Here is a 12,463-nt window from a genome sequence, read left to right on the forward strand (position 1 = left end):
CCCCCCGCGCCGCCTGCGGCGTCACCCCCCAGGGGGCGATGCGAGTGGCCCGGCGGAGCCGGTTCCACCGCATCCTGGGTGGGGCATGTCGCGCCGGTTCGATACAACGCGGCCGCGCCCTGCAAAAGGTCAGTCCTGCTGTGTGAGCGGGTGCGCTGGTGCAGCACCTCGCCTGTTAATCTGCGGGCCTGTTGTTCACCTTGAGGAATCGCCGTATGCGCCGCGCCCAACGCCGTCATGTCATCGCTGCCGCCATTGCCATGGCCAGTGGTGTGTCCAACGTTTTCGCCCAGACCGCCTGGCCGAGCAAACCGTTGAAGATCGTGGTCGGTTTCCCCGCCGGCTCCTCGCCCGACCTGATGGCGCGCCTGATTGCCGAGCCGCTGTCGCAGGCCCTGGGCCAGCCCGTGGTGGTGGAGAACAAGGCGGGTGCGGGTGGCAACATCGCGGCCAGCCAGGTGGCGCGCGCCACCGACGACCACACCATCGGCCTCATGATCAACGGCAATCTGACGATCGCCAAGATCCTCAACCCGGCCACCCCCTACGACCCGCTCAAAGACCTGACGCCGATCTCCCTGCTCGCCGTGGCGCCGCTGGTGCTCAGCGTGCCGGGCGACACCACCACCAGCGGCGCCGCCTTCTTCGCCGCCGCGCGCGAGTCGGGCGACCGCTGGAACTACGGCACGCCGGGCGTGGGCACGGTGGCCCACCTGGGCATGGAGCTCATCAAATCGCGCGCCGGCATCGCGCCGGTGCACGTGCCTTACCCGGGCAACCCGCAGGTCATCACCGCGCTGCTCGGCGGGCAGATCCAGATGTCGCTGCTGCCGCCGGGCCTGGCCATGGCCCAGGTGCGCGCGGGCAAGCTCAAGGCCATCGGCGTGACCTCGGCGGGGCGCAGCAGCGTGGTGCCCGAGGTGCCGAGCCTGGCCGAGGCCGGTGTGAAGGACCTGCAACTGGAAATCTGGAACGCCGTGGCCGCGCCCAACAGCCTGCCCAAGGCCCAAGTGAACCGGTTGGCCGCGCTGCTGGCCGAGATCGTGCGCCGTCCCGAGATACGGCAGAAGATCCTGGCCCAGGGCTGGCAGGTCGCGGGCACCTCGTCCGAAGGCCTGGCCAACCGCATCCGCAAGGACACGGCCGCGATGGCCGAGGTGATCCAGAAGAACAACATAAAACCCTGAGTCACCCCCGCTCGACGCCCAGGCAGGTGGCCATGGACGACAGCTCGGCATTCAGCGCGTGGTGGAAGGTGGGGTCGTTGGGCGGCTGTCCGTGCACGAAACCCAGGTCCGCTTGCAGCCGCCCGTTGACCACCGACAGGTTGCCCCAGCCGATGACCTGGTCGCGCCACAGCAGCGGCATGGCGTAGTAGCCGCGCACGCGCTTGGCCGGTGGTGTGTAGGCCTCGAAGCGGTAGGCCCAGTCCCACAGGCGCTCGAAGCGGTTGCGGTCCCAGACCACCGGGTCGAACGGTGCGAGCAGGCGCACCCCCTCGGGCGCCCGCCAGCGGCGCGATTTCGGGTCTTCTTCCTCGGGCCAGTACCAGGTCGTGCCGCCCACGTCGGCGTGGGGCAGCCGCGCGCAGGCCCGTTGCAGCGCCGGGCGCAGCTGGCCCTTCCATTGCGGCACGGCGTGCTGCAGCAGGCCCACCAACTGGCGCAGGCCGGGCGAGGGCAGCGGGGCGTACTTCGCCATCAGGGTGTCCACCAGCGCGTCCAGCGTGGCGGGCACGTCGGTGGGCGCTTCCTTCGGGCTGTGCACCGCGTAGAGCCGGGTGCCGTTCTCGCGCCGGGCCACGCGCAGCCAGCCGCGGTAGTGCATGCCGTCGAGCAACTGGGTACTGGCTTTGGACTGCCCGCCGAAGCCGTTGGTGGTGCGGCCGTGCGCGAAATGCGCGTCCACCTCGCGCGGGTGGACTTCGCCGCGTTCCTGAACGAAGGCCCACACCGCCTGGGCCTGCGCCATGCGCTCGTCGGGCCATTCGGTGAGCGCGGTGCGCGGGTGCATGCGGGCGTGCAGCGCGGGCGTGACGAAGCCGTAGTTGACGAAAAAATCTTCCTCCACGGCCAGCCGGGGGTAATGCCGCTCCAGGTCGCCCGCCCGGTACGCCTTGACCCGGTGGCGCAGCGTCAGGTCCTGCGCGCGGGCGGGAGAGCGAATGGGGTCGGCCTGCACAAAGCCCAGTCGCTCGATGGCCTGGGGCAAGCTGGTGGGGGTGAAGAGGCTGCGGGCGATGGCGTAGCGGCGCAGATCGGGCAGGGTGATGGTGACCATGGAATCATCATGCCGCAGTCGAATGCACAGCGCCGTCACTGGGTTATCTGCGCCCATCCACCGACAACGCGAACCGCGATCCGATCGGATGCGGACCGTGCCGGCGTCCTGAACACGGCCGGATGGCCTGCCATTCCCAGGTGTTTCACGGGTCATGGTGCGCCGGGCCCCCAGCGCATAGACTCGATCGCATGACTTCACTTCAAGGAAATGGCATGAAAGCGTTCATTGCACTGTTGGTTGTTGCCGCTGCCGTCGCAGGCTGCGCTGTCTACACCCCGTCCGGTTCGGTGGTTGTCGACCCTTCCGGCCCTCCGGGCAAGAGTGGCGGCAAGTTCTGCCCCCCTGGCCAGGCCAAGAAGGGCAACTGCTGAAACCGGCTCGCTGTGCAGCCGATGGCGGCGGCAGCGCGCGCAGTTTTCAGATGATCCGGCGGCGGTCTGCGGTGGGCGCAAACCGCCGCTGACGACACGCATCAAAGCTCCGTGCGCAATGTCCAGATTTCCGGGAACAGCACCACGTCCAGCATCTTGCGCAGATAGCTCACGCCGCCGGTGCCGCCGGTGCCGCGCTTGAAGCCGATCACGCGTTCTACCGTGGTCACGTGGCGGAAGCGCCAGAGGCGGAAAGCGTCTTCGAGGTCGGTGAGTTCTTCGCCGAGCTGGTACAGATCCCAGTGTTCCTTGGGGTTGCGGTAGACCTGCAGCCAGGCTTGTTTGACTGCGTCGCTGGCCTCGTAGGGCCGGGTCCAGTCGCGCTCGGTGTGGCTCGCCGGCACTGCGATGCCTCGGCGCGCCAGCAGGCGCAGGGCCTCGTCGTACAGCGACGGCGCCTCGTACGCCATCTGCACCAGCGCCAGCCGCTCGGGGCTGTGCGCGTGCGGCTTGAGCATGGCCGCGTTCTTGTTGCCCATCGAGAATTCGATGCAGCGGTACTGGAAGCTCTGGAAGCCGCTGGAGTGGCCGAGGTAGGGCCGGATCGCGCTGTACTCGGGTGGCGTCATGGTGGCCAGCACGTCCCAGGCGTGCACCAGCTGCTCCATGATCTTGGAGACGCGGGCCATCTGCTTGAACGCGGGGTTCAGTTCGTCGGCCGCAATGTTGCGGATGGCGGCGGTCAGCTCATGCAGCATCAGCTTCATCCAGAGTTCGCTGGTCTGGTGCTGCACGATGAACAACAGCTCGTCGTGCGCGGGCGAGAGTGGTTTCTGCGCGCCCAGGATGGCGTCGAGCTGCAGGTAGTCGCCGTAGCTCATGTCGTTGCTGAAATCGAGCTGGGCTTTTTCTTCGGCGACGATGGCTTCGGTGGGGGACGCGGGGGTGTCGTGGTGCGGACAGGCCATGGGGGTGCTCCGGTTCAGGTGACAGCGTGTTTGCGGTTGAACTCCGGGCGTTGCCACTCGCCCGTTTCCAGCACCTGCTTCAACTGTTCGACCGCGTTCCACACGTCGGCGAAGCCGATGTACAGCGGGGTGAAACCGAAGCGCAGGATGTCCTTGTGCCGTCCGCCATCACCGGCGCGGTAGTCGCCGATCACGCCGCGCGCGATCAGCGCCTGAACGATGGCGTAGGCGCCTTCGTCCCGGGTCAGGCAGACCTGAGAGCCGCGTTGAGCGTGTTCCCGCGGTGTGGCCAATCCCAGCCCGTTTCCTTCGCAGCGTTCTTCAACGAGTTGGATGAACAGGTCGGTCAGCGCGAGCGACTTGGCGCGCAGCGCGGCCATGCCACCGTGGGCCTCGGCGGCCAGCACGGTGTCCACGCCACACTCCAGCGCGGCCAGGCTGATCATGGGCTGGGTGCTGCACTGGTAGCGCGTGATGCCCGGCGCGGGGCGGTAGTCGGGCGTGAATTCGAAGGGTGTGGCGTGGCCCCACCAGCCGGCCAGCGGTTGCCAGAAGCGGTCGGCGTGTTGCGGGTTGACCCACACGAAGGCGGGCGCGCCCGGGCCGCCGTTGAGGTATTTGTAGCCGCAGCCCACGGCGAAGTCGGCCTTGGCCTGTTTCAGGTCCACCGGCACCGCGCCCGCGCTGTGCGCCAGGTCCCACACGGCCAGGATGCCCTCGGCGTGCGCGGCGGCGGTCACGGCGGCCATGTCGTGCATGGCGCCGGTGCGGTAGTTCACGTGCGTGAGCATGAGGATGGCGACCTCGGCGGTGAGCGAAGCGGCGATCTCTTCGGGCTCGACCAGCACCAGCTCCATGCCGTGCTGCCGGCACAGCGCCTCGGCGATGTAGAGGTCGGTCGGGAAGTTGCTGCGTTCGCTCACGATGCGTTTGCGCTGCGGCGCGTCGGCGGCGGCGATGTTCATCGCCGCGCTCAGCACCTTGAACAGGTTGACCGAGGTGCTGTCGGTGGCCACCACCTCGCCGGGGCCGGCGCCGATCAGGCACGCGATCTTGTCGCCCACTTTCTGCGGCATGGCGAACCAGCCGTTCTTGTTCCAGCTCTGGATCAGGTCGGTGCCCCACTCGCGCGTCACGACGTCGGCCACGCGGGCCGGGGCCGCGGCGGGCATCACGCCGAGCGAATTGCCATCGAGGTAGATGGTGCCGGCGGGGATGTTGAAGAGCTGGCGCAGATCGCGCAGCGGGTCGTTCGCATCGAGGGTGGTGCAGTCTTGCTGTGTGGTCATTGAGGTTGTCTCCGTTGAACAGTGTGGATAGGTGGCGCGGGTCTTTCCGGTTCAGGGACACCGCGGAACCGGCTTTGCCGGGCCGCTGGTGTCGCCCCTTGGGGGGTGACGCCGCAGGCGGCGCGGGGGGTTATTCGAGACTTCTGAGCACGGCGCGCACCGGGCTGGCGTCGGCCGTGGCGAGCTTCAGGGGCAGGGCGATGAGCTCGTAGTCGCCTTCGGGCACGTCGTCGAGCAGCAGGTTTTCCAGCACGCGCAGGCCGCGGCGGCGGATCACCTGGTGGCTGTCGAGCGTCTTGCTCTCGGCGGGGTCGATGCTGGCGCTGTCGATGCCGATGAGTTTCACGCCGAGGTCGGCGAGCTGTTCCACGGTGTCCGGCGCAAAGGCGGGCAGGGCGTCATCAAACCGGTCCTGGGGCTGGTGCTGGTACACGCGCACCAGTACGCGGGCAGGCAGCGTTTTAAGCCCCCACGCTCCGCCGCTGCGCGGGTCGCTGCCCCCCGTGGGGGCTGATCCGCCTTGGGAACGGCCCGGCGGCGGATCTGCGAGCGCATGGGCAATGTGTTCGGGCCGCACCAGCGGGCCGCAGCCGATGGCGTGGATCACGCGGCAGGGGCCGAGAAAGGCGTCGAGGTCCACCGCACCGATGGCCGCGCCCGCTGCGTCGTAGTGCAGCGGTGCGTCGGCGTGTGCGCCCACGTGGGGCGACAGCGTGATGGCGCTGACGTTGACCGGACAACCCGGCTCAATGCTCGCCACCCACTGCTGCGAGTAGGCCGTATCGCCCGGAAAAACCGGTGCGCCCGCATGGATCGGAGGGGAAATGTCCCAGAGCTTTTTCATGGTGCGGTGAAGGTAGCACCGGCTCAAAAACCACGGTGTCGGTAATTTCCAACGCTACCGAAATTATTTTAGGTCTAAACCATATGGCGCGGAGCGCGGCAGGGGAATTCCCTCTCAGAGGCTCGGGGCGCGGTACACCAGCACCTTGAGCGCGCGTTCGGGGGACGCATCGGCGAAGCTCGCCGGGTTGGGCAAGCGTTGCTCGAACACGAGCCCGGGTGCGGCCTCGTGCATCTGGTCCTGCAGAAAGGCGGTGTCCAGTTCGGGTGCGTTGAGGCACAGCAGCACCTTGCCGTCTGGCCGCAGCAGGTCCGGCAGGCGGCGCATGAGGCGCAGGTAGTCTTTGGTCGCGACGAAGCTGCCTTTCTGGTAGCTCGGCGGGTCCACGATGACCAGGTGGTAAGGCCCGGATCGTGTGAGCTTGCCCCAGGTCTTGAAAATGTCGTGGGCCAGGAAGCTGGCGCCGGCCTGCAGCCCGTTGAGCGCGTGGTTCTGTTGCCCGAGGGCGATGGCTCCCGCGCTCATGTCCACGTTGATCACCTGCTTGGCGCCGCCCTGCAGCGCCGCCACCGAGAAGGCGCAGGTGTAGGCGAAGAGGTTGAGCACCTTGGCGCCCGCGGCGTGTTCGCGCACCCACTGGCGCCCTTCGGCCATGTCGAGAAACAGGCCGTGGTTCTGCCCTTTGAGCACGTGCACCAGGTAGCGCGCCCCGTGTTCGCTCACCACGTGCGGCTCGGGCACGCTGCCGGCCATCAGCCGGGTTTCGCTGCGGCCTTCGTGCCGGCTCTGGAACACCCAGTTCAGCGGCTCACCGGTTGAGAGCTGTTCGTGGCGCTCGGCGAGTGCGGCCGACACGGTGACCAGTTCGTCGTCGCTGGTTTCGCCAAATCGGGTCAGTACCCACACCGGCGGGTAGGCGTCCAGTGTCCAGGCCTCGCTACCGGGGTGCAGGCCACCCCGGCCGTGGAAGATGCGCTGGGCATCGGAGGGCATGGCCATCGTGGCGATGGTGTCGAGCAGGGCTTGCATATTCAGTGTTCCGGCCGTTCATCCAGCGGCGGCAGGCCATGACGCTGGCGTGCCTTGTTGCAGGCGTGGGAACCTTCCTGCAGTTCGGTGCAGGGTCGGGGGCGCAGTGCGTAGATGGCGCAGCTCACCCCGGTGCCCACGCTGCCCGACAGCGCCACGCAGCGGATCGGCACCTCGCCGGTACCCCGCATGCGGCAGGTGCTGCCGTTGACGGTTTCGGTCAGGGTCACAGGCACCGCGCCGCCCATGTCGTCCAGCTCGTACACCGAAAACTGGACGCGATAGGCGGCGCAACACGCGCCGCAGGTCTGGCACTGGGACATGGGTTCAGCGCGCGGGCAAGGGGGGCAGGCCGTGGCGGCGGCGCGCCTGGCCGCAGGCATCGCTGCCTTCTTCGAACTCACGGCAGGGGTTGGGGCGCCATTCGTAGATGCCGCAGGTGGCTCTTTCGCCGACCTTGCCGGAGAGCGCCGCACAGCGTGGGCGGCCATGGTCGGTGCCGCGCAGGCGGGCGATGTTGTCGGTGACGGGCACCCACAGTCCGTCGGGCACGCTGCCGCCTTCGGACTGGGTTTCAAACACCGAGAAATCCACGCGAAAGCTCGCGCAGCAGGCGCCGCAGGTTTGGCATTCGCTCATGCTCAGGTGGTGGTTTGAATCGGTCGGGTCGAGAGTCGGTGCCGGTCACGGCGAGCCCCATGCACCGGCATGTCCATGGGGGCCTGGCGAACGGGCGTGCGCGGAGGCGAGATTATCTGTCTTGTGTGGCGCCCAGGGCGAAGCGCCCCGGCGTCATGGCATGCCGGGCCTTGAAGGCGCGCTGCATGTGGGCCTGATCGGCGAAGCCCATGGCGTAGGCGGCCTCGGCGAGGTTGACGCCCGAAGCGATGAGTTGGCGCGCGCCGTTGACCTGCCGGTCCCGGAGAAATTCGCCGGGTGTGACCCCCACCGCCGCCTTGAAGCGCCGAATGAACGTGGTGGGGTGCAGGCCGCAGCGCTGGGCCAGGGTTTGCACGGTCACGGGGTGGCCTGCCCCGCCCAACAGGGCGTCCCAGGCGGGAGCCAGCGCGGCGGGCAGCGAGGGCCGGTCAACAGGTGCCCCGGGTTCGGTCACGGTGTGCAGCCATTGGCACAGCCGTTGCGCCAGATGCTGTGCGGTGAGGTCGTTTCCGTTGGTGGACTCCATGGCGCGGCACAGTTGGTCGACCCGGGCTGTGGCTGCGGGCGCCGTCAACCACCGGGAGCGAAAGCGCAGTGCGGCGAGCGGGTGCGCTCTGTCGACGTGCGTGGCCATGAGCTGGTGCAACCAGTCGGCGTCAATGAACAGCATGCGGTAGGACCAGGGGCTGCCAGGCAGCGGGTTGCAGGCATGGGGCACGCCCGGCTCGATCAGCACCACCGCCCCGGCGCCCACCTTGTGGGGGCCGCCGGGGTGGTCGAAGACGGCCTCGCCTGCATCGACCACTCCCACCGAATATTCGTTGTGTGTGTGCGTGCGGTAGCAGGCCAGCGAGCCTTCGGTCACCCGCAGGGTGATGGCGGGCATCTCGGCCAGCCGGGTGATGCGGTGAGAGCCTTCAGCGGTCATGTCTTGGAAGCGGAACGGGTCTTCAGGCGAGCATGCCGGCCACCGTCAGGCACAACAGGGCAGCCAGTGCCTGGTGCAGGCGCCGCTGTCGCACCGGGGTGTTCAGCCAGTGGTTGAGACTCATGCCCAGCACGGCCCAGACGCCCACGCCCAGCATGCAGGCAACGAAGGATACGGCACAGAACAGCCACAGGGTCCGCTGCACGTCGGGCCGCGGCAAGGCGAAGAGGGCTACGCCCGAAAGCGCTACCAGCCAGGCCTTGGGATTCAGGGCCTGGGTCAGAAACCCTTGCACGAAGACGGTCCAGCCACCGGTCTGACCGGTATTGACCGGGACGTCGGCTGCACCCACGGGCGCTCTCGCAATGCGCCAGGCCAGGTAAAGCAGGTAGGCGGCACCGGCCCATTGGCTGAGCTGCACCAGCAGCGGTTGCCGCAGCAGCAGGCCGGCACCCGAGCCCATGGCCCAGACCACCAGGGTGTAGCTGACGCTGGCCCCGAACACAAAAAGCACAGGCACCGACCACGGGCGGCGGGCGCCGTGGCCGATGGCCAGCACATTGACCGGACCGGGCGTCACCGCGCCCACCAACGCAAACGTGGCCATGGCCACCAGACCGCTGTTCACCGCACATCTCCTACAGACACAGACATGGGCGCGAAGTGTGGCGGTGGGGGGCCTTTCTGTATTGAACAGAATTGCGCTGCTGGCGATGCAGCCGTGTGGCAGGGGCGTGGCCGGTGAACCCTACCGCTACAAGATGTCGAGGCTCGTCTTGTGGATCTGGGCCAGCAGCCGGCGCCGGATGAGCCCGCTCACGGGACGGATCAGATACCAGTACGGCACAAAGCGGCGGCGCAGTGTTTCGGTCGGGCAGTGCACGCGAGTGCGCGTGACCAGCCGGCAGCCGCCGGTCTCGGGTTCCACGCAGACGTCGATCACCAGTTTGGGTTCGCCTTGCACGCGTTCGAAGGCCTGGGTGTCTGCAACCGGTACCAGGCCGTAGTCCAACCGCCAGAACTGGCCGACCAGACCATAAGCCGTCTCATGTCCAGGCACAGTCCCCAGCGGTGTGAAACTGCCAAAGCCGAAGGGCCGTGTGGGCAGGCGGGCACCGCCGGCACCCATGCGCTGCAAGCAGCGGCCGGGCCATTCGCGCAGCGCAATCGCTTTTTCTATCAACGGGTCCTTGGCCTGGAGCGCAGGCACCACGGCGGCGAAAGCCCGTTCGGTGGTGATGCCGGGCAGCCAGCGCTCGTGCCGCTCCTCAAACTGCCATTCGGGCAGGAAGCGTTCCATCAAGCTCATGCGGTCCGCGACGCTGCGTTCAGTTCAGCCGGCCCAGCAGCAGGTATTCCATCAGCGCCTTCTGCACGTGCATGCGGTTCTCTGCCTCGTCCCACACCACGCTCTGCGGGCCGTCGATCACTTCGGCGCTCACCTCTTCACCGCGGTGCGCGGGCAGGCAGTGCATGAAGAGCGCGTCGGGTTTGGCCACGGCCATCATGGCTTCGTCCACGCACCACTGCGCGAAAGCGGCGCGGCGCACCTCGTTCTCGGCCTCGTAGCCCATGCTGGTCCACACGTCGGTGGTCACCAGATCGGCGCCTTTGCAGGCTTCCTTTGGGTCCTTGAATACCTTGTAGCAGGCCGGGTTGGAGACGCCGGCGAGCTTCGGGTCGACTTCGTAGCCGCTGGGTGTGCTCACGTGCACGGTGAAACCCAGCAACTCGGCCGCCTGCAGCCAGGTGTTGGCCATGTTGTTGCCGTCGCCCACCCAGGTGACGACCTTGCCCTTGAGGGCATCCAGCGGGTTGCCGCTGGCAGCCGGTCGGTACTCGACCATCGTGAACAGGTCGGCCAGGATCTGGCAGGGGTGGAACTCGTTGGTCAGGCCGTTGATCACCGGCACGCGCGAATGCGCCGCGAAACGCTCGATCTTGCTCTGCTCGAAGGTGCGGATCATCACCAGGTCCACCATGCGGCTGATGACCTTGGCGCTGTCTTCGATGGGCTCGGCGCGGCCGAGCTGGCTGTCGCCCGTGGTCAGGTGCACCACCGAGCCGCCGAGCTGGTACATGCCGGCCTCGAAGCTCACGCGGGTGCGCGTGCTGGCCTTCTCGAAAATCATGGCCAGCGTGCGGTCCGGGTCGGCGAACGGCTGGTGCTTTTCGACGGCCTTGAACTTGGCCTTGATGAAGGCGGCGCGCGTGAGCAGGTAGGCGTACTCGTCGGCGCTCAGGTCCTTGAACTGGAGGTAGTGGCGGATGTTCATGCGTTTTCTGCCAGGAATGCAGCAATGATCGGCAACAGGATGGCCGCGACTTCGTCGGCCTCGGCGGTGGTCATGATCAGCGGGGGCACCAGGCGGATCACGCTGTCGGCCGTGACCGACAGCAGCAGGCCGGCGTCGGCCGCGCGCTGGGTGATCACGCCGCAGGGCTTGTCCAGCTCGATGCCGATCATCAGGCCCTGGCCGCGGATGTCTTTCACGCCGGGCTTGCCGCGCAAGGCGGCTTCGAGCCGGCCGCGCAGGTGTGCGCCCACCGTGGCCGCGTTTTCCAGCAGGCCCTCTTCTTCCATGATGCGGATGGTCTCCACCCCGGCGCGCATGGCCAGCGGGTTGCCGCCGAAGGTGGTGCCGTGGTTGCCCGGCTGGAAGATGTTCGCGGCCTTGGGACCGGCCACCACCGCGCCGATGGGCACGCCCGAGCCCAGGCCCTTGGCCAGCGGCATCACGTCGGGCTGGATGCCGGCCCACTGGTGGGCGAACCACTTGCCGGTGCGGCCCATGCCGCATTGCACCTCGTCGATCATCAGCAGCCAGTCCTGCGCGTCGCACAGCGCGCGCACCTCCTGCAGGTACTGCGCGCGCATCGGGTTCACGCCGCCTTCGCCCTGGATGGTCTCGAAGAACACCGCCACCACGTTGGGGTTGCCCACGGTGGCTTTCTTCAGGGCTTCGATGTCGTTGAGCGGCACGCGGATGAAGCCTTCGACCAGCGGGCCGAAGCCGGCCTGCACCTTGGGGTTGCCGGTGGCCGAGAGCGTGGCGATGCTGCGGCCGTGAAAGGCCTTTTCGTAGACCACGATCTCCGGGCGTTCGATGCCCTTGTCGTGGCCGTACTTGCGCGCCAGTTTCAGCGCGGCTTCGTTGGCTTCCAGGCCGGTGCTGCAGAAGAACACGTTGGTCATGCCCGAACGTTCCACCAGCATCCGGGCCAGCACTTCCTGGTTGGGCACGTGGTAGTAGTTGCTGGAGTGGATCAGCTTGGCCACCTGTTCCTGCAGCGCGGGCACCAGTTTGGGATGGGCGTGGCCCAGCGTGTTGACGGCGATGCCGGCCAGCGCGTCCAGGTATTCCTTGCCGTTGACGTCCCAGACGCGGCAGCCTCGTCCGTGCGACATCGCGATCGGCAGGCGGCCGTAGGTGTTCATCACATGGGGCGAGGTGGCGGCGGGCGCTGCGGCATTCATGCGGGGGACTCCGGTTGAGGACAGACCAAAAAGAAAGCGGCCCAACGAAGGTTGAGCCGTTGAAAAGCGATTTTAGGGGCAGCGGCGGGCATCATCATTGCTTGTTGGGCATCGCTGTCATGCCGCCCGGCCGGTGCCCCACCCACTGGCCCCGGGGCCGGGTAATCCCTGACGCCAAGTCTTATATAAGATAGAATACCTGCCAACCACCCCGGCCAGCGATCCTCGGTCAGGCGGTGGCCATGCCTCCCTTCCAGGGCCCTCCATCCGAAGGCTTCCCCGATGGTTTCACCCACTGCCAAACAAGTGTTCATCCAGGGCGTCACCCAGAGTGGCCGCACCTTTCGCCCCAGCGACTGGGCCGAACGTCTGGCGGGCGTGATGAGCCAGTTCCGCCCGGGTGGCGGCGTGGTCCGGCAGGGCAGCCACATCGCCTATTCGCCCTGGTGCGTGCCCACGGTGATGAACGGGGTGAAAGTCGTCATCGTCCACACCGACCTGCGCGAAGCCGAGCCCATGGCCTGGGACTTCGTCATGCACTTCGCGCGCGACAACGACCTGCAGGTGGTGGAGGGCTGCCTGTTGCCAGATCGGCCTGCCAAACCCTAGAACC

General features: G+C 67.6%; 15 protein-coding genes. 3 read left to right on the top strand and 12 right to left on the bottom strand.

What is annotated here, in order from left to right; all coding sequences use genetic code 11:
* Positions 1-215: 215 nt before the first annotated feature.
* Entirely contained in the window at positions 216-1,187 is a 972-nt protein-coding gene (locus tag HTA01S_RS17365) for a Bug family tripartite tricarboxylate transporter substrate binding protein (protein ID WP_068173997.1), read from the top strand.
* A gap of 1 nt (position 1,188) precedes the next feature.
* Here the strand turns inward: HTA01S_RS17365 and HTA01S_RS17370 are convergent, their stop codons facing one another.
* Positions 1,189-2,280, bottom strand: coding sequence for a DNA glycosylase AlkZ-like family protein (locus HTA01S_RS17370; RefSeq protein WP_068173998.1), 1,092 nt, complete (start codon positions 2,278-2,280; stop codon positions 1,189-1,191).
* A 215-nt stretch (positions 2,281-2,495) separates the two neighbouring features.
* On the opposite strand from HTA01S_RS17370, the gene HTA01S_RS25570 reads away from it, so the two are divergent.
* The gene (locus HTA01S_RS25570; protein ID WP_169804789.1) at positions 2,496-2,654 is read left to right on the top strand and encodes a hypothetical protein; all 159 of its coding nucleotides are present in this window, start codon (positions 2,496-2,498) and stop codon (positions 2,652-2,654) included.
* 101 nt (positions 2,655-2,755) lie between these two features.
* Here HTA01S_RS25570 and kynA read toward each other — a convergent pair whose 3' ends face one another.
* The 11 genes from kynA to HTA01S_RS17425 form a co-directional block, all read right to left on the bottom strand.
* Entirely contained in the window at positions 2,756-3,622 is an 867-nt protein-coding gene (kynA, locus tag HTA01S_RS17375) for a tryptophan 2,3-dioxygenase (protein WP_068173999.1), read from the bottom strand.
* Between the two features lie 14 nt (positions 3,623-3,636).
* Positions 3,637-4,911 (bottom strand): kynureninase, encoded by a 1,275-nt coding sequence (gene kynU, locus HTA01S_RS17380; RefSeq protein WP_068174000.1) that lies wholly within the window; start codon positions 4,909-4,911, stop codon positions 3,637-3,639.
* Between the two features lie 130 nt (positions 4,912-5,041).
* A complete protein-coding gene (locus tag HTA01S_RS17385; RefSeq protein ID WP_068174001.1) occupies positions 5,042-5,755 on the bottom strand; it encodes a cyclase family protein in 714 nt (237 codons plus the stop codon).
* 114 nt (positions 5,756-5,869) lie between these two features.
* A complete protein-coding gene (locus HTA01S_RS17390) occupies positions 5,870-6,784 on the bottom strand; it encodes a class I SAM-dependent methyltransferase (RefSeq protein ID WP_068174002.1) in 915 nt (304 codons plus the stop codon).
* 2 nt (positions 6,785-6,786) lie between these two features.
* Positions 6,787-7,107, bottom strand: a complete 321-nt coding sequence (locus HTA01S_RS17395) for a YkgJ family cysteine cluster protein (RefSeq protein ID WP_068174003.1) — start codon at positions 7,105-7,107, stop codon at positions 6,787-6,789.
* A gap of 4 nt (positions 7,108-7,111) precedes the next feature.
* A complete protein-coding gene (locus HTA01S_RS17400; RefSeq protein ID WP_174545200.1) occupies positions 7,112-7,423 on the bottom strand; it encodes a YkgJ family cysteine cluster protein in 312 nt (103 codons plus the stop codon).
* 112 nt (positions 7,424-7,535) lie between these two features.
* Positions 7,536-8,372, bottom strand: a complete 837-nt coding sequence (locus HTA01S_RS17405) for a helix-turn-helix transcriptional regulator (protein ID WP_068174005.1) — start codon at positions 8,370-8,372, stop codon at positions 7,536-7,538.
* Between the two features lie 22 nt (positions 8,373-8,394).
* Positions 8,395-9,000, bottom strand: coding sequence for a LysE family translocator (locus HTA01S_RS17410; protein ID WP_068174006.1), 606 nt, complete (start codon positions 8,998-9,000; stop codon positions 8,395-8,397).
* 126 nt (positions 9,001-9,126) lie between these two features.
* On the bottom strand, positions 9,127-9,672 hold the full coding sequence (locus HTA01S_RS17415) for a hypothetical protein (protein ID WP_068174007.1): 546 nt from the start codon (positions 9,670-9,672) through the stop codon (positions 9,127-9,129).
* 28 nt (positions 9,673-9,700) lie between these two features.
* Positions 9,701-10,648, bottom strand: a complete 948-nt coding sequence (gene argF / locus HTA01S_RS17420) for an ornithine carbamoyltransferase (RefSeq protein WP_068174008.1) — start codon at positions 10,646-10,648, stop codon at positions 9,701-9,703.
* Entirely contained in the window at positions 10,645-11,850 is a 1,206-nt protein-coding gene (locus HTA01S_RS17425; RefSeq protein ID WP_068174009.1) for an aspartate aminotransferase family protein, read from the bottom strand. The genes argF and HTA01S_RS17425 overlap by 4 nt, the downstream gene beginning before the upstream one ends.
* A gap of 282 nt (positions 11,851-12,132) precedes the next feature.
* Here HTA01S_RS17425 and HTA01S_RS17430 point away from each other — a divergent pair, with 282 nt between their 5' ends.
* The gene (locus tag HTA01S_RS17430) at positions 12,133-12,459 is read left to right on the top strand and encodes a DUF3579 domain-containing protein (RefSeq protein ID WP_068174010.1); all 327 of its coding nucleotides are present in this window, start codon (positions 12,133-12,135) and stop codon (positions 12,457-12,459) included.
* Positions 12,460-12,463: the final 4 nt, after the last annotated feature.

The organism is Hydrogenophaga taeniospiralis CCUG 15921 (assembly GCF_001592305.1).
GTDB classification, from domain to species: Bacteria; Pseudomonadota; Gammaproteobacteria; order Burkholderiales; family Burkholderiaceae_C; genus Hydrogenophaga; species Hydrogenophaga taeniospiralis.